This window comes from Pradoshia sp. D12 (assembly GCF_008935075.1).
Classification (GTDB): Bacteria; Bacillota; Bacilli; order Bacillales; family Pradoshiaceae; genus Pradoshia.
In genome coordinates this window covers 3,604,217-3,621,667 of sequence record NZ_CP044545.1, presented here as the reverse complement: position 1 = coordinate 3,621,667, position 17,451 = coordinate 3,604,217, and the positions used below count along the sequence as shown (strand labels likewise).

The 17,451-nt window shown below is 38.9% G+C and carries 13 protein-coding genes; 11 read left to right on the top strand and 2 right to left on the bottom strand.

From position 1 onward, the window contains the following. Window positions 1–129 precede the first annotated feature (129 nt). The 5 genes from F7984_RS17470 (at window position 130) to rfbD (ending at window position 6,786) form a co-directional block, all read left to right on the top strand. On the top strand, window positions 130–2,778 hold the full coding sequence (locus F7984_RS17470; protein ID WP_140461813.1) for an SH3 domain-containing protein: 2,649 nt from the start codon (window positions 130–132) through the stop codon (window positions 2,776–2,778). Between the two features lie 718 nt (window positions 2,779–3,496). Next, window positions 3,497–4,396, top strand: a complete 900-nt coding sequence (rfbA, locus tag F7984_RS17465) for a glucose-1-phosphate thymidylyltransferase RfbA (RefSeq protein ID WP_066105988.1) — start codon at window positions 3,497–3,499, stop codon at window positions 4,394–4,396. Next, window positions 4,393–4,953 carry a dTDP-4-dehydrorhamnose 3,5-epimerase gene (gene rfbC, locus F7984_RS17460; protein WP_140461812.1) on the top strand — a complete coding sequence of 187 codons (561 nt, stop codon included), beginning with the start codon at window positions 4,393–4,395 and terminating at the stop codon, window positions 4,951–4,953. The genes rfbA and rfbC overlap by 4 nt, the downstream gene beginning before the upstream one ends. Next, entirely contained in the window at window positions 4,953–5,939 is a 987-nt protein-coding gene (gene rfbB, locus F7984_RS17455; protein ID WP_140461811.1) for a dTDP-glucose 4,6-dehydratase, read from the top strand. Before rfbC ends, rfbB begins: the two co-directional genes overlap by 1 nt. A 1-nt stretch (window position 5,940) precedes the next feature. Continuing rightward, window positions 5,941–6,786, top strand: coding sequence for a dTDP-4-dehydrorhamnose reductase (gene rfbD / locus F7984_RS17450; RefSeq protein ID WP_140461810.1), 846 nt, complete (start codon window positions 5,941–5,943; stop codon window positions 6,784–6,786). 302 nt (window positions 6,787–7,088) lie between these two features. Here the strand turns inward: rfbD and F7984_RS17445 are convergent, their stop codons facing one another. Both F7984_RS17445 and F7984_RS17440 read right to left on the bottom strand, forming a co-directional pair. Next, complete coding sequence (locus F7984_RS17445) at window positions 7,089–10,175, bottom strand: S8 family serine peptidase (RefSeq protein ID WP_140461809.1); 3,087 nt, start codon at window positions 10,173–10,175, stop codon at window positions 7,089–7,091. Between the two features lie 583 nt (window positions 10,176–10,758). Further along, window positions 10,759–11,391 carry a YigZ family protein gene (locus tag F7984_RS17440; protein ID WP_140461808.1) on the bottom strand — a complete coding sequence of 211 codons (633 nt, stop codon included), beginning with the start codon at window positions 11,389–11,391 and terminating at the stop codon, window positions 10,759–10,761. 301 nt (window positions 11,392–11,692) lie between these two features. Here F7984_RS17440 and F7984_RS17435 point away from each other — a divergent pair, with 301 nt between their 5' ends. The 6 genes from F7984_RS17435 to F7984_RS17410 all read left to right on the top strand — a co-directional run bounded on the left by F7984_RS17435 (window position 11,693) and on the right by F7984_RS17410 (window position 17,413). Then, window positions 11,693–12,847 carry a sensor histidine kinase gene (locus tag F7984_RS17435; protein ID WP_066106003.1) on the top strand — a complete coding sequence of 385 codons (1,155 nt, stop codon included), beginning with the start codon at window positions 11,693–11,695 and terminating at the stop codon, window positions 12,845–12,847. A 118-nt stretch (window positions 12,848–12,965) separates the two neighbouring features. Continuing rightward, on the top strand, window positions 12,966–13,652 hold the full coding sequence (locus tag F7984_RS17430) for a response regulator (protein WP_066106006.1): 687 nt from the start codon (window positions 12,966–12,968) through the stop codon (window positions 13,650–13,652). A 160-nt stretch (window positions 13,653–13,812) separates the two neighbouring features. Beyond that, window positions 13,813–14,313: a GNAT family N-acetyltransferase gene (locus tag F7984_RS17425; protein WP_077248102.1), complete on the top strand. Its 501-nt coding sequence runs from the start codon at window positions 13,813–13,815 to the stop codon at window positions 14,311–14,313. A 113-nt stretch (window positions 14,314–14,426) separates the two neighbouring features. Continuing rightward, window positions 14,427–15,275 (top strand): DegV family protein, encoded by an 849-nt coding sequence (locus F7984_RS17420; protein WP_066106009.1) that lies wholly within the window; start codon window positions 14,427–14,429, stop codon window positions 15,273–15,275. A gap of 66 nt (window positions 15,276–15,341) precedes the next feature. Further along, entirely contained in the window at window positions 15,342–16,724 is a 1,383-nt protein-coding gene (locus tag F7984_RS17415; RefSeq protein WP_308810546.1) for an ATP-dependent helicase ComFA, read from the top strand. Continuing rightward, window positions 16,721–17,413 carry a ComFC family protein gene (locus F7984_RS17410; protein ID WP_140461807.1) on the top strand — a complete coding sequence of 231 codons (693 nt, stop codon included), beginning with the start codon at window positions 16,721–16,723 and terminating at the stop codon, window positions 17,411–17,413. The genes F7984_RS17415 and F7984_RS17410 overlap by 4 nt, the downstream gene beginning before the upstream one ends. The last annotated feature ends 38 nt before the right edge of the window (window positions 17,414–17,451 follow it).

The window sequence follows — 17,451 nt, the reverse complement described above, 5'->3', positions numbered from 1 at the left end:
CCCTTAGAAAAACGCGCTATTATTCGTAATTCTATTAATGGGGGGAATATATGCTTATAAGAGTATAAGATATATATCTAAATAATAGTTTAGTACGGTGCGTCTTATTTACTAAAAAGGGAGAGTTCAATGAATAAAAGGTATAAACAACCAATTAGAGTTATGGCAACATCCGTTCTTCTATCTACTGGCTTGATTTTTGGGCCTGAAATTGGATTGAAGGATAGTTTTTGGGAATTAAAAGTAGAAGCAGCTGCGGAGAAATATTACAAGACAACAGCTAATTTGAACTTGCGAAAGTCTGCAAGTAAGACTGCATCAATTATTACAACGATTCCAAAAGGAAAACAAGTTACATACTTATCAAAAAGCGGCAGCTGGTATAAAGTGAAATATGGAACAAAAACGGGTTATGTCAGTTCTAGCTATTTAAAAGCCGTTTTGCCAACGAGTACATCAGTATACACAACGACAGCTAATCTGAATTTACGCAAATCAGCTTCAACCAGTGCGGCCATCATTACGACTATACCAAAAGGAAAAACAGTTTCGTATCTTTCAAAAAGCGGCAGCTGGTATAAAGTGAAATATGGAACAAAAACAGGTTATGTAAGCTCAAAATATATCAAGGTCACTAAAAAAACGAGTTCCTCTGCCACTGTTTCGATTAAGTCGACTAAATTTAAAACGACAGCAAATTTAAACATGAGGTCAAAAGCATCAACAAGTGGCACTCGACTCCTTACTATACCAAAGCATAAAATGATCACGGCTACAGCAAAATCAGGCTCATGGTATAAGGTCTCTTATAGTGGTAAAACAGGCTGGGTAAGCAGTTCGTATATAAAAGAATACAATCAAACTACGACTATAAGTACCACTTACTATAAGACGAATGCGACAAGCTCCTTGTATAGCGCTGCCAATACAAAAAAAGCTGCAATCTATTCCATACCAAAGAATAATATATTTACATCTACTCAAAAGGTAGTTAATAGTATAGGAGAAACCTGGTATCGAGTTTCCTATAAAGGGAAGAATTATTTCATTAAATCCGGGTCTGTAAGTAAGGTGTCTGCAGCTAAGGTTACAAGTACTTCCTATACGGCAAAAGAAGCGACGTATTTATATTCCTTTGCTGGGGAGAAACATGGAACATTGGTTGCTATCCCTAAGGGAGTCAAAATAACAACCACTTATAGAATTGGGGATTGGTATAAAACAACGTATAGAGGAAAAACGGGTTATATCAATATAGCTAAATTCTCGAAAACGGTATCATCAACAGACACGTCAATTACAGCTACAAAGTATAAGACGACGGCCAATCTGAATTTACGAAAGACAGCGTCCACTTCCGGAGAAAAAATGGACACTATTCCTGTAAATACAATCGTGACGGCCACAGCAAAATCAGGAGATTGGTATAAAGTGAGCTATAATGGTCAAACTGGTTGGGTTAGCGGCACTTATTTGGTTGCATATAGTAGTACCTCAAGCAACACTCCGAGCGGTTCTACTATTACTGAAACAACCTATTTGCCGATTGCTGATTTGAATATTCGTGCCTCTGATACGACATCGTCTACTAAAATCGGTTTAATCCCCAAATACACACAAGTAAAATCAACCTATAAAACCAGTGAGGGATGGTATCGGGTAACGTATGATGGAGTAACAGGCTATGTATCAGGAGATTACTTAATTACAAAAGCGAACTACGATAAAATGAACTCTTATGAAGCGAATAAGAATTCCTTTATACATATGGATTTGCGTACGAAGTCCTCTGTTACAGCTGCACAAATTAATACTTATATTGCGAAGAATGCAACATCGAGTAATAGTGTCCTCTATAACAAAGGCTCGGTGTTTATCACTGCCGCCAATAAATATGGCCTAAATGCCTTGTATTTAGCAGCACATGCGATTCATGAAAGTGATTTTGGAAAATCGACGATTTCTTTGGGGAAAAACAATTTATTTGGTTTTGGATCCTATGATCTAGCACCATTTGTAGGCTCTGTAAAATTTTCCTCCATTGATGAGAATATTCTCTTTATTGCACAGGAAATGAAGGCGACTTATTTAAATCCATCTAACTGGAAGTATCAGGGGGCAACACTTGGATATACCATTAAGGATGCCAATGGAAATCGGAGTGCAGATTTAAGTAAAGGAATGAACTTTTACTATGCCAGTGATTCCAATTGGGGAAGTAAGATTGCCAACCATATGTCCGAGATTTTAGCTTACAGTAAGGAAGGGGCAGTCAGCCAAAGTGCAAATACGACAGTACCAGCCAAGCCAAGCTATCCAATTGGCAAGGATGTATTTCCGACAGGTACAATTGCTGTTGCCAATTCTTCTATAAGTCTAAGAAATGAGACAAGCAGCTCTGCGACTGTGGCAGCAACAATTGGAAAGGGTGAAACCTTTAATCTATTGGAAAAATGGAATGATTACTGGTTGACAGTCAATTATAAAGGCAAGAAATATTATACAAATACGGTCAGCTTAAGCAAATATAATCAGTATATGACTGTTAAAAACTTAGCTCGGGTGAGTGTCAGTGGTTCGAGTACCCTGAATGTACGGGCAACAGCGAGTACTGTGGGCGCTATATTGGGATCATTGCCAAATCATCAATATGTCGAGCTTGTGGTGGATTCAAGTAAAAACCCAATTAAAAGTGGATCTTGGTATAAAGTTAAATTATCAAATGGAACACAAGGCTGGGTTTCTTCTGCTTATCTAACGATGGAATTAAATAAGTAATATCTTTAAAAGTTGTCGGAATTCTGACAACTTTTTTTGTTTACATCAGGGGGATTTTGCATTTTTTGACCATCAAATCACTTTAAACTAGGCACAAGCTCTATCAAATTAGGATCGTTCAGACTTCCCCAGTAAAAATAGGTAGATATAATCTCTTAATTTTTGTATGATTTTGTTAAATGATATTATTTCTATTTAAGGAATTAAATGTTAATAATCTGGTCTTATGGATTTAGTAAGTATTCTAGTTTGAAATGGGGGTAAACAAGTGATTTATGCAGAGATTCTGGCAGGTGGGAAAGGTACTGAATGGGTAATACCTTACTGCAGCTATACCCATTTATAATGCGGCCAGGCATTTAAATGGAATTAATCAAAGCAATAAAGTAGGTTCGTTTCGATTAAGCTATACTGTGCGCTCTTATTTTACAGAAAAATTCGACAATATATCTCTCGATGTAAAACTGCCGTCTACAGTTATGAATAGAATGGTGGAGGGGTTGGGATGATGAAAGCCAGGACAAATAAAAGCGATGTTTACAATATGCACGGCCTTCTGTGAATTCTATTGTCGTTCATCACTATACAGAAAGTGGAGTAGAGTTAACAATCTATCCCAGTGTAAAAGGTTGGTATGAACTGCGCCCGTTGGATACGGACGGAGTATAAATACAGAATTTGTTCAAGTGAGTGATGTTGACTATTAAGGAGGATGGAAATGAAGGGAATTATATTGGCAGGCGGAAGTGGTACCCGATTATATCCATTAACCAGTGCTATTTCCAAACAAATGCTGCCGGTTTACGATAAACCGATGATTTATTATCCTTTATCCATATTGATGCTGGCAGGTATAAAGGAAATCTTAATCATTTCAACTCCAGAAGATACATCACGTTACGCACAACTGTTAGGAGATGGTTCCAATATTGGCATAAGCCTTTCCTATGCTGTACAAGAAAAACCGGAGGGGCTAGCACAGGCTTTTATTATCGGTGAAAGCTTCATTGGCGAAGATTCTGTTGCGCTCATTTTAGGGGACAATCTATTTTATGGACAGGGATTATCCAAAATGGTACAAAAAGCGGCATCGAAGGAGTATGGAGCTACTGTATTTGGCTATCATGTACATGATCCTGAACGCTTTGGTGTAGTAGAGTTTGATAATCAGATGAAGGCTATATCCATAGAAGAAAAACCGAAGAACCCGAAGAGCAATTATGCTGTGACAGGTGTCTACTTTTATGATAATAGAGTGGTAGAATATGCGAAAAGAATTGAGCCATCTGCCAGAGGAGAATTGGAAATTACAGATTTAAACAGCATCTATCTCGAAAATGGCGAGTTGACCGTAGAAATCATGGGACGCGGTTTTGCTTGGTTGGATACAGGTACGCATGAGAGCCTGCTCGAAGCTTCCACATTCATAGAAACAGTGGAAAAAAGACAACGGCTTAAGATTGCCTGCCTAGAAGAAATCGCCTATCGAATGGGCTATATTGATGCTGAGCAGGTCAGACAATTGGCTGAACCACTTTCGAAAAATGAGTATGGGCAGTATTTGATGAGGATGATCGAGCAAGATCAAATGACGCCTAAAGAAGAGGTGGAATTATGAATGTTATTGAAAGCGGATTGAAGGGTGTTAAATTAATCGAACCTGCCGTTTATGGGGACCATCGTGGTTTCTTTACGGAAAGCTATAATGAAAAGCTATTTCATGAACATGGCATCCTTGATCAGTTTATACAGGATAATCATTCTCTTTCAAAGGAAGCCGGCGTATTGAGAGGGATGCATTACCAATTGGAACCTAAGGGCCAAACCAAATTAGTACGTGTGGTAACAGGAGCAATCTATGATGTAGTGGTAGACATACGAAAAGGATCGCCAACTTTCGGGCAATGGGAAGGATTTATTCTCAGTGAATTTAATAAGCGCCAATTATTCGTTCCAAATGGGTTTGCACATGGATTTTGTACCATTACGGAAAATGTAAATGTACTTTATAAGGTGGATGAATTATATTCACCTGAACATGACCGGGGAATTGCCTGGAATGATGAGGAGCTAGCTATTAAATGGCCAGTTTCGGTTCCGATTTTATCTGATAAGGACCAAAAACATCCGTCGCTTCATGGAGCTGATTATAATTTTATTTGGGAGGATGCCTAATGAACATTTTGGTTACAGGAGGGGCGGGCTTTATTGGAAGTAATTTTGTCCGTCATCTATTAACTACCTATTCTGATTATCGAGTTATTAATTTGGATTTACTAACTTATGCGGGTAATATACATAACTTGGATGATGTGATGGAGAATCAAAATCACTATTTTGTCCAAGGGAATATCACGGACCGTGAGCTAATCAAGAGCTTAATCGAACAATATGATATCCAGGCAATTGTTAATTTTGCCGCTGAGTCACATGTGGACCGCAGTATTTTGAATCCAGGAATATTCATTGAAACAAATATTCAGGGAACATTGGCTTTATTGGATGCAGCGAAGGAATGTCATATACAAAGGTTTTTACAAGTATCGACGGATGAGGTCTATGGATCACTGGGGGAAACAGGGTATTTTACGGAAGAGACACCGTTAGCACCGAACAGCCCATATTCAGCAAGTAAAGCAGGAGCAGATATGCTCGTCCGTGCTTATCATGAGACTTATGGCTTGTCGGTTACTATCACACGCTGCTCAAATAATTATGGGCCTTATCATTTTCCTGAAAAATTAATTCCATTGATGATAACGAATGGAATAGATGGGGACATGTTACCGATTTACGGAAATGGAGAGAATATCCGCGATTGGCTGCATGTTACCGATCATTGTGCCGCGATAGATTTAGTGCTCCATAAGGGGAAAAGTGGAGAAGTGTATAATGTTGGCGGTCATAATGAGCGGACCAACAATGAAATCGTTCAAAAAATTGTAGAGCATCTTGGTCTCTCAAGTGATAGGATTCACTATGTAGAGGATCGGCTCGGGCATGATCTCCGTTATGCGATTGATCCCACTAAGCTCGAAACTGAGCTGGGCTGGAAGCCAAAGTATACCTTTGATACGGGGATTGTGGAAACAATTGATTGGTATGTCAATCATGAGGAATGGTGGCGTCCATTAAAGGAACGCGCCAAACTGGGTAAATAAGATGAAGATACTAGTAACGGGAGCGAATGGCCAACTCGGGACTGAAGTTGTTACCCTGCTAAAGGAGGAAGGGATACACACGGTATTCCCCTTTATTAAGGAAGAGTTGGATATATCTAATGAACAGGAAGTTTCCGAGACCATATCTTCCATTCACCCGGACTGGATTTTTCATTGTGCAGCTTATACGAATGTTGAAGCTGCGGAGGAAGAAGGCAGGGAAGCGAATTGGAGAATTAATAGAGATGGATCTGCTTATATTAGTAAAGCGGCAGCGGAGATAGGGGCTCGAGTTATTTATATAAGTACAGATTATATATTCGATGGAACAAAAGAGGCAGCTTATTTACCGTCAGATCAAACAAATCCTATCAATCAATATGGGGCGGCTAAACTTGCAGGTGAAGAGGCAATTTTAAAATATAGTCCTTCTGCCTATATCATCCGTACTTCTTGGGTATTTGGAGAACATGGCCGTAATTTTGTTTATACCATGCTGAATTTAGCTAAGAAAATGGATACGATTAAGGTGGTAAATGACCAATATGGAAAGCCGACCTATGCGCATGATTTAGCGGCATTCATGGTTTATATTGTGAATCATGAAGTCGAGGCAGGTGTCTATCATTTTTCGAATGATGGAGTGGCGACATGGTTTGAGTTTGCTAAAGAAATATTAAAAGGTAAACGGGTAGAGGTTTTGCCTGGGACATCAGCTGAATTCCCACAAAAGGCTGCAAGGCCAAAGCATTCTGTCCTGTCATTGGATAAAGTAAAGGATACAGGTTTTGTCATACCAACCTGGAGGGATGCACTAGAGCGTTTTATGAGGCAAAGAGTTCATTGACCGCTCTGGATGACAAACTAAAAAGCTGCGATTATCCTAAAAAACGGATAGTGCGCAGCTTTTTTTAGTTCTGGTGATTTATTTACTCAAGCTTTATCTATTTGTGACCAAGTATTTGCTAGAAGTCTTAGAGGAAAATGGGAGAACTATTTTCTTTGTCAGCCATTCCATTAAGCAAACTATAGAATCAACTATAAAATGAGAGTGTTGATTACATGAGCTAGGCTATAAATACCTATACTTAATTAGAGTGCGCCTAAGAAGATACGTTTTCTTAGACAGCTAATTTAAGATCCTATAAATTAATAGTTATAGTACCCATCGTTATAGGCGTACTCGTATTTATTCCCCAGTTCATCCTTATAGGATAATACATACATTAAATCGATGTAACTATTATCAACAAAGAGATTGTCAGGTACAAGATAATTCAAGGTGTTTTGCCCTGTTTTGATTGTATATGTTTGCTGATCATAATAGCTACTAAGATTGCCGGAGTTATAATGATTATAATCATAGACAGTTAATTGCATCTCTGTATCTTTTGATAAGTTTGTTACTATATCGATGCCCGTATTATGTGTATCTACAGAATGACTTTGAATCCACTCTGGATATTCCTCATAATAATTGCTTAAGATAGAGCCGGTTACTTTTGTTTCTCTGCCCATCTCTGTTTTGGCTTTAATAACGTAATTGAGAGGTTCGTAATACCAATAATCGTTGCCATCGTCACTTACTCCATCCCACGTGAAATTCTGAATTCCCGCCTCTTGTTTTACATTTTTACTGATAGTCTTAACTAGAGAATCATCGCCGTCATAAATTTCAACCGTGACGGTAGCAGGATCAGAGAGTTTATAGAAGACTTCAATATCTGCTTCATTATACTCTTTAGATTTATTTTGTACGTGCTTCGGATACTCAACTTTAATAACTTGGCGATCCACATTAAGATTTGCACTGTAAGTTGCGTTATTTTTATACTTGTCAGATGCGTTGATTCTGTAGGTATAAACTCCATCTCCAATATACTCACCATTAGAATTGGTTCCATTCCAAGAGAAATCATAGCTGCCAGCCTTCTGGTCCTCATCTTTTAGGATTGTTTTTACAAGTGTCGAGCCTTTATAAACATTGATAGACACACTGGAAGCTTTAATGAGTGTATATGGAATAGCAACGTCCGTATTACCGGTGATATTCTTTGTTCCTTTGCCACTTACAAAATTAGCACGATGATCTTCGAGGTTGAAAGTTTTACTCTTAATCGTTTTTTTATTACCAATGAGATCTTTTAACTCATACTGAAAAACATAAATTCCTTCTGTAACAAATTTATTCTTACTGTCTGTTCCATTCCAACTATGTTGTATGGATGAAGGATCATACAATTTGTTAGTAACCAGTGTTTTTACTTTCGAACCCTTGCTATTCAAAACAGAAACAGTCATATATAGTTTTTCTTTGGATTTAAAGGTTGCATTCTGTTTATTCTTCTCTGTTGCTTTAAATGGGGTAGCTATATTATTTAGAGAGCCATTTATAGTCGTATCCACAGTGATACTTGATTTAATTGTTTTTCCTTTGACCTTCGTTAGAGAGATGGTTTCGAATGACAGTTTATAACTGCCATCCTTCACTAGCTTGTTACTGGAGTTTTTCCCGTTCCAAGTAATTGATTGTTTGCCACCTTTGATGGTCTTGCTCTTCATAATTGTTCCAACTGTTTTCCCCGTACTATCCAAAACTTTAACAGTTACTTTTGAATCTTTGTTAAGTACATAAGGAACTTTTATTGATGTAGTGACCTTGTGTGAAAAATTGGCAGCTTTACTGGTGACTGTTGGGGCTACATTATCCTTAACTGTCACAGTTTTGGTTTTATAAATGTTTTTGCTGCCTCTAGTCATTCTTGCAACAAGCGTATATTTTCCTGATTTGGCGTAGCTATATGATCCTGTCTTTCCGTCCCATGATGTGGAAATTTTCCCCCAACTCCACGGTTTATTGGAGACTAAACTTCTAACCAATTTTCCTTTGGAATCCTTTACATAGATTGATAGTTTTGACGAGCCATATGCGCTTACAGAGATGTTATGTTTATTTTTCCCTGTAGCAGTGAATTTTGTACTCGCGGTTATCGTTGATAACTGCCCAGGTGTATTTGACATTGCTTTGCTCGCATCAATTCGACCATATCCATATAAAGAATCCCAGCCTTTTTTCCCGAGGTCTTTGACAGATTTATTCATAATAATTTCTATTTGGTCTGGTGATAACCAAGGATTTTTAGAAAGCATTAGAGCAGCTACTCCACTTACTAAAGGAGCCGCCATTGATGTTCCATCCATATATTCATAAGAACTGCCGTTGACGGTAGAATAGATATCTTCACCAGGAGCTGAATAATTTATGTAGTTTCCAAAATTAGAAAAGTATGAATCGCTGTCTTTCTTATTAGTGGAACTAACTGCCAACACATGATTTAAAGCAGCTGGATAAGAAGTGTAGGAGGTGCTGTCATTACCTGCAGCTGCAATAATAATAGCGCCCTTCGAATGCGCATATGCCACTGCACTGTCTACATATGAACTGTAAGAATAACTTCCAAAGCTTAAATTCAATACTCTTGCACCATTATTGACTGCATATACAATTCCATCACCAATACTATAAGCGTCTGCATATTGCCCATTGAAAACTTGAACAGGCATGATTTTAACCTTTGGAGCTACACCTGAAATACCGATTGTGTTCTGAGTAGCTGCAATGATACCAGCTACATGGGTACCATGAGCTGCCGATGTTATCGTCGAGTTGTTGCGTACAATATTTTTTTGCTTAGTAATTTTCCCTTTTAGATCTGGATGATTTGTCTGCATTCCATTATCGATAACAGCAACTATGATCGAAGAGGATCCTTTTGATTTATCCCATGCTTTTGGCATATTGATTTTTGGTAAATGCCATTGTTTTTTATAATGTTTATCTTTTGGGGTATAAGCCGTTTTGTATAATATATTTGGTTCAACCAATTGAACGGATTTGTGCTTAGAGAGCCTTTTGGCAATAGAAGATAGGTCAGTATTTTTTACTACAGAGACTAAAGAATAATTTCCTGTTTCAGAAAAGGATAGCTCACTACCTTTAATGCTGTTGATGATTTGCTTTCGCTGACCCTTAGAAAGGACAGATTTAAACTTAACAATCAACTCTTGCTCTGTGTATTCTTTCTCATCCGCAGTACTGAATAATTTTATACCGCCTTTTTGAGCATTGTTCTGTTTTTGTAATGTTTCCGCAGCGTTTACATTGGCAGTGGAAACCATGAAACAAAACAAAAATACAATAAAGGCACTAATTCCTTTAATTAATGAATTCCTCATTCAATATCCCCCTAGTTTAAATGCATTAATTACAATAATCCCCTATTTATTATATCGGATAAATATGGTAATATTTAACTATTTTAATAGTTATACTTTGGATCTTTTTAATAGACTTTAATATGGATTCTTTTCTATAAAAATTGTTTTTAGTGGCTAATTGTCGAGTTAATAAAAAGTGTGGGTTGTATTTTGGCTTAGTTATTTTGCATTAGGTTGCTATGGTTAAAGTTAGCGGGGAAGTTGGCCTAAATTTTAATAGAATTGAAAATTATTTCATGGCGTATACAGTTTGAAGAATCTGTGCTGAAGATGTTGTGGATTTCCTGAGTTAAAACAGGAGTGGATATTTTTTTCACGTGTGCCTCTGCCGATAAGGAGGTTGCCAATAGACAGACAACGAGTACCGTGAGGCTGAATAGAACCTGGTATACTCTTTTCATAAATAACCCCTTCTTTGTCCAATATCGTATTGATTCATTTTACCTAATTGCAACTATAATTCTTGTTGTATTTTGTCGATAAAATTAAACTTTTTTCCTAAGATTTTAGACAAAGAAGGGGGAATTGAGTTCTTTTAGAATTAGAGGTCATGCTCGAGGTATAGCATTTCGCCTTCTTCTATGGATGCCTGTCCATTTGATAAATCCGTCATCCAGTCTATGAAGGCTTCCTTTGCGTCTTCCTCTGCGTAGGATTCAATCATGACTCGGTCCAGATAATGAATTTCTTTAATGGCATAGTGCGAATTTCGAAGTTCATTTTCAATTTTCCCGAGAAGTGTATAATCGAACGTGGATTTCATGATGCGCATTAATCTTCTTTCCACCACACCGGTTGCGTTAATTCCTTCAGAAGCTGCTCCGCCGTATGCGCGGATTAATCCGCCAGCCCCAAGTTTAATTCCTCCGAAATAGCGTGTCACAACCACCGCAGTGTCCTTCAAGCCCTTTTTCTTAATGACTTCGAGAATAGGGACACCGGCTGTGCCGCTAGGTTCACCATCATCATTGGCTTTTTGGATGAGGTCATTTTCACCGATCATATAGGCTGAACAATTATGGGTCGCATCCCAGTGCTTTTTCTTGATTGATTGAATAAATTGTATGGCTTCTTCCTCTGATTCCACGCGATTCACATAGGCAATAAAGCGTGACTTTTGGATGATTTGTTCAGATTCGCCATATCCCTTTACTGTTTTATATGAATTCAGCATTTAAACTGCCGCCTTTCTCTTTATATCCCTTCTAGTATACTTTATTATTCGGTTCGTACGACATCTTTATTACAGAAGAGTAATATGCTGTGATGGAGATGTGAAATAGTAAAAAGTAAAAAAAATACTGGTAATCGTGCTATAATTTAACTATTATGTAGTATTTCACTGGTATATTAACTTATTTACCCAATAATTTCTAAAAACACCCACAAAGGAAATTCGTGAAGACCGAACTATTTTATATGAATTGGTACAGAAGAAGCGGAGGATTCTTTTGCGTCAAACAGGAGGTAAGATTATGCGGGTACCTAAGCTGGATGGAAAGGCACTCGATAACATCCTTAATCATATGATCAGTACCGTGGACAATAGTAAGGGAGAAATATATGAAATAGGGGAACACTGTCAGCATGAATTTGCTCAACTTTCTTCTGAATTAGAATCTGTTAAAACAATGGTGCTGAAGGTCATTGCTGATGGGGATGAGCTTGATCAAAAGGCGCGTGAATCCCGTAAATGCTTATCAGATGTTTCCTCCCGTTTCAAGGAATTTACGGAGGTACAAGTGAGGGCAGCCTATGAACAGGCACATACGTATCAGGTTGACCTGACCATGAACAGAGAGCTGGAAAAACAGCTCCGTAAACGTCGAGATGACCTTGAAAGAAGGCTCATTAATCTAAAGGAAACTATTGATAGAGCTGAGAATCTCGTTTCGCAAATCACGGTTGTTCTGCATTATTTAACAAGTGACCTGCAGGACGTGTCTGAGGTTCTCGATATGTATAAACAGAAACAGGACTTTGGCTTTAAAATCATTGAGGCCCAGGAAGCCGAGCGCAAAAAGCTTTCTCGTGAAATTCATGACGGTCCTGCACAAATGCTTGCCAATGTGATGGTCCGTTCAGATTTAACGGAGCGGATATTCAGGGAACGCGGTCCTGAGGAAGCGTTGCTGGAAATAAAATCTCTGAAGCAGATGGTTCGGAGTGCGCTGGCTGAGGTTAGGCGAATTATCTATGACCTGCGGCCTATGGCCTTGGATGATCTTGGGCTTATCCCGACTCTGCGTAAGTATTTGCAAACCATTGGTGAATACAATTCAGAGATTGATTTTAAATTTCAGATTTATGGACAGGAAAAAAGACTTGAGCCGAATTATGAAGTTGCGTTATTCAGGCTTGCCCAGGAAGCAGTCCAAAATGCAATCAAACATGCGAATGCCAGCCTGATTCAGGTTAAACTGGAACTTTTGAATGATAAAGGGACATTGACTGTACGGGATAATGGCCGTGGATTTGAGCCGCATAAACAAAAGGAAGGTTCCTTTGGAATCATGGGAATGAATGAGCGTGTTGAGACACTTGAAGGAGAAATGACCATTCAATCAAGTGTGGGTGGAGGTACGCTTGTCTATATTCAGATTCCATTAAAGGCATCAATAATTGTGTAATTTTTTTATAAAATAGTTTTTTAGTTATATTTATTGTAAATGTTTGGAGTTTACTAGTAGTCAAGAATATAATTAGGATAATGACTACTTACTGTAAAAAGATGGGGGATGAGAGATAATGACAACTACAATTGCAATCATAGATGATCATCAATTATTTCGCGAAGGGGTTAAACGGATTCTCGATTTCGAATCTTCTTTCTCGGTAATCGCTGAGGGGGACGATGGCAGCGAGGCGATCTCAATTGTTGATACATATCATCCGGATGTTATCATCATGGATATCAATATGCCAAACGTCAACGGGGTTGAGGCAACAGGCCAGTTGATTGAGAAATTTCCGGATTCCAGAGTAATTATGCTTTCAATTCATGACGATGAAAACTACGTAACCCATGCTTTAAAAACAGGTGCCCGCGGCTATTTATTAAAGGAAATGGATGCGGATGCCTTGATTGACGCTGTTAAAGTCGTTGCAGATGGTGGTTCCTACCTGCATCCGAAGGTTACTCATAATCTAGTACGTGATTACAGAAGATTGGCAACGGATGAAGCAGCAAATGGCGATAATGTCATGAATGTCGAGATTCGCCGTCCATTGCATTTGCTGACAAGACGTGAGTGCGAGGTCCTTCAATTATTGGCTGATGGCAAAAGTAATAGAGGAATCGGTGAGACTTTATTTATCAGCGAAAAGACTGTTAAAAATCATGTAAGTAATATCCTTCAAAAGATGAATGTAAATGATCGTACTCAGGCGGTTGTATATGCGATTAAAAACGGCTGGGTTGAAGTTAGATTATAATAGATGATAGATTTAAGCGCCGACCAATTGGTTGGTGCTTTTTTAATCGGGATGGATTCTGTCAAACTGTCAGTTTATATATTTTTTTTCAATAGTGTATATACATTTTTCATATTTTGTTAAAGTTTTTAATAAAGATTAGGGTAGGAGAGGAGATATTGTGAATCAACCGTATACAATTAGAGATGCTAAAGAGAAGGATTTAGCACGCATCGTTGAAATTTATAATTCTACTATTCAGAGCAGAATGGTGACAGCTGACACGGAAATGGTGGATGTAGGAAGTCGCTTGGAGTGGTTTTTGAATCATACCTCTGAAAAAAGGCCTTTATGGGTTATGGAAAATGATGGTATGATTATAGGGTGGCTCAGTTTTCAGGATTTCTATGGACGACCTGCTTATCAAGCTACTGCTGAAATCAGTATCTATATTGACCCGGCTTATCGAAAAAAAGGAATAGGAGCAAAATTTTTAGACTATGCAATTAAGAATGCTCCCATCCTCAGGATTCATACATTGCTGGGATTTATTTTTGCCCATAATGAGCCAAGCATACGTCTATTTAAGCAATTTGGATTTGAAGAATGGGCTCATTTGCCTAGTGTAGCAGAATTAGATGGAGTGCAAAGAGATTTGCTGATTTTGGGTAAAAAAATATAGATTGAAAAGTTTAAAAATTACCATTTTAACCAATGTAATGCAAACAGACTGATTATGATTTAAAATGGAGAAGATAATAAGGAAAATCTCAATAATAAGGATGGTTTTCAATAATGAGAACTGCAATAGTTACAGATAGTACAGCTTATATACCAAAAGACCTGCGAACGCAATATGATATACATATGATTCCGCTAAGTGTAGTGTTTGGAGATGAAGTGTATCAGGAGGAGAATGAAATAACTGCTTCTGACTTTTATGAAATGGTCGAGCGTTTGGATATGCTTCCAACGACCTCACAGCCAGCAACCGGAAAATTCGTTGAAAAATATGAAGAGCTTGCGAAGGACTATGATGCTGTGATCAGTATCCATTTATCGAGTGGAATTAGCGGTACCTATCAAGGTGCTATTACAGCTGGAGAAATGGTAGATGACATTAAGGTTTATGCTTTTGACTCCGAGATCACTTGCATGATTCAGGGATTATTTGTACTCGAAGCAGCCAAAATGGCGAAGGAAGGCAAACATCCTGATGAAATCATCGCACGCTTGCATGAACTCCGCGAATCATCTAATGCTTACTTCATGGTAGACGATCTATCCAACCTGCAAAGGGGCGGCCGCTTAAATGGCGCTGCAGCTCTAATTGGCAGCTTGCTTCAAGTGAAGCCAATCCTGCATTTTGAAAACAAAGTGATTGTCCCTTTTGAAAAAATCCGTACGAAGAAAAAGGCATTAAAACGTATAGTCGAGCTTTTTGAGCAGGAATATAAAAAAGGTGAGCCTCTTCAGGCTGTTTTAATCCATGGCAATATTGAAGAGGAAGCGACTGAAATGTTAAATGAGCTAAAAGAGAAATTCCCTGAAGCGGAATTTAGACTAAGCTATTTTGGCGCAGTTATTAGTACTCACTTAGGCCAGGGAGCAACGGGACTTGGCTGGACAAAACGATATAATTAACTAGTAATATGGGGCTTGGCTGTTTGGCCGCCCCTTTTTATTTAAAAGGAGGTTTTCAATTTGAACGTGAAAGCATCCAGACACTCAACAGGATCCTCACCTATATCTCTGCAACAGCTCCTCATTGGTAAAGAACTCCTCATAACTGAAATTCCAAATGAATTAAAGGAACAATTGGATTTAAATGAACAAATTTATTCTGTGAGAGGGATTGAGAATGGTATATGCAGACGCTGCGGCAATACGGATTCCCGTTTGTTTGCAACATTCCCCCACAGTGCGTGTGGTGAAAACTGTCTGTATTGCCGCCATTGTATTATGATGGGCCGAATCAGCTCCTGCTCTACTCTTTTTGGATGGAAGGGGGAAAATCTTGGCTGGAGTCCTGAGTTAGCTCGGCTTCGTTGGGATGGTTCACTTTCCTTCTCCCAAAAGGAGGCTTCAGAAAAAATCATGGAAGCTGTCCGAAATCAAATGGATTTACTCATTTGGGCAGTATGCGGAGCCGGGAAGACAGAGATGATCTTTGCCGGTATAGAAGAAGCTCTTTTCTCAGGCAAAAGGGTTTGCCTGGCGACTCCTCGTACAGATGTTATCCTTGAGCTTGCTCCAAGGCTGCGCAGCGTATTTCCAGATATTCCAATCGTAGCCCTATATGGTGACAGTCAAGAAAAACAGCTTTTTGCTCCATTTGTCTTATCGACCACTCACCAGCTAATGCGTTATGCCGATGCCTTCGAAGTGATGATTATTGATGAAGTAGATGCGTTCCCTTATTCCTTTGATCCTCATCTCCAATATGCGGTTCAAAAGGCGTGTAAGAAAGATGCTGCTGTTATTTATTTGACGGCAACGCCTTCAAAACAGTGGCAGCTCGAATTTCAACAGGGTATAAGAAATGGAATTCTCCTCCCTGCCCGTTTTCACAGACACCCTATTCCTGTCCCCACTATGAAATGGGTTGGAAACTGGCAATCATCCATTCAGAAAAATAAACTTCCCAATCCTCTCTTGTATTGGCTCAAAACTGCTATCGAATGTAAGAACCCCTTTCTTATTTTTTTCCCGAATATCGCATTAATGGAAAAAGCCCTTCCTCTCTTTCAAGGCTATGCTCCTGAAATTCTTTCTGTCCATGCAGAGGATTCGGAACGTAAAGATAAAATAATGAAGCTGCGCAGAGGTGAGATTCAGGGCTTACTGACAACCACGATATTGGAAAGAGGCGTTACGATTCCTAAATTGAATGTAGCGGTGATTGGGGCTGAGGATGAAATCTTTACCGAGTCAGCACTCGTCCAAATTGCAGGACGGATTGGAAGAAGTAAGGACCATCCTCGCGGTGATTGTGTATATTTTCATTATGGAAAAACTAATGCCATGCTTGATGCGATTCAGCAAATCAACCAAATGAATAGAGAAGCTGTCAAAAGGGGGCTGCTGGATTGAAGATTTTCCAATCATCACTTTGTCTATATTGTCACAGCCCTATTCGTGAGAGTGCAGGCTGGGCGAATATCTTCTTTTTAGAGGAGGCTGATTTGCTCTGTCTGGCCTGTCGCTCCAGGCTTATTTCGATTCAGGGGAATACGTGTGTGATTTGCTGTAAACCGCTTCAGACGGGAGACAAATGTCCGGATTGTGAAGAATGGCTGGTGGATCCCATGTTTGGTCAAGCACTTGATTATAATGTCTCCTTATATACCTATAATCCGTTTATGAAGGATGTGATTGCCCGATTTAAATATCGGGGTGATTATGAATTGGCACGTATATTTGCTGCCGAACTGCGTAAAAAAGCGCCGAAGGCTCATTTTGTCATTCCGATTCCGCTGAGTGACGAGCGCCTGAACGAGCGTGGGTTTAATCAGGCTGTAGCAATCGGTATGATGGCTGGAATGGTCTTGGAAAATGGGTTAGTTCGTGTACATGGTGAAAAACAGTCTAAGAAGAGTCGGTATGATCGTATCCACACTGAACAGGTCTTTCGTATCCATCCTAAAGCCTCAGATTTTCAGGACAAAACGATTCTTATACTGGATGATATTTATACGACAGGCACCACCTTGAGGCATGCTGGTGCGCTTTTAAAGGAGGCGGGGGCAAAAAGGATCATTTCTTTGACGATTGCACGATAATCTTTATCTTTGAAGAGAATATCCGATAAGTAATCTAA

Excerpts from the sequence above, each read along its gene's own strand:
- rfbA (WP_066105988.1), top strand. The coding sequence starts at position 3,497 with ATGAAGGGAATTATATTGGCAGGCGGAAGTGGTACCCGATTATATCCA.
- rfbC (WP_140461812.1), top strand. The coding sequence starts at position 4,393 with ATGAATGTTATTGAAAGCGGATTGAAGGGTGTTAAATTAATCGAACCT.
- F7984_RS17430 (WP_066106006.1), top strand. The coding sequence starts at position 12,966 with ATGACAACTACAATTGCAATCATAGATGATCATCAATTATTTCGCGAA.
- F7984_RS17470 (WP_140461813.1), top strand. The coding sequence starts at position 130 with ATGAATAAAAGGTATAAACAACCAATTAGAGTTATGGCAACATCCGTT.
- rfbB (WP_140461811.1), top strand. The coding sequence starts at position 4,953 with ATGAACATTTTGGTTACAGGAGGGGCGGGCTTTATTGGAAGTAATTTT.
- F7984_RS17440 (WP_140461808.1), bottom strand. The coding sequence starts at position 11,391 with ATGCTGAATTCATATAAAACAGTAAAGGGATATGGCGAATCTGAACAA.
- rfbD (WP_140461810.1), top strand. The coding sequence starts at position 5,941 with ATGAAGATACTAGTAACGGGAGCGAATGGCCAACTCGGGACTGAAGTT.
- F7984_RS17445 (WP_140461809.1), bottom strand. The coding sequence starts at position 10,175 with ATGAGGAATTCATTAATTAAAGGAATTAGTGCCTTTATTGTATTTTTG.
- F7984_RS17420 (WP_066106009.1), top strand. The coding sequence starts at position 14,427 with ATGAGAACTGCAATAGTTACAGATAGTACAGCTTATATACCAAAAGAC.
- F7984_RS17435 (WP_066106003.1), top strand. The coding sequence starts at position 11,693 with ATGCGGGTACCTAAGCTGGATGGAAAGGCACTCGATAACATCCTTAAT.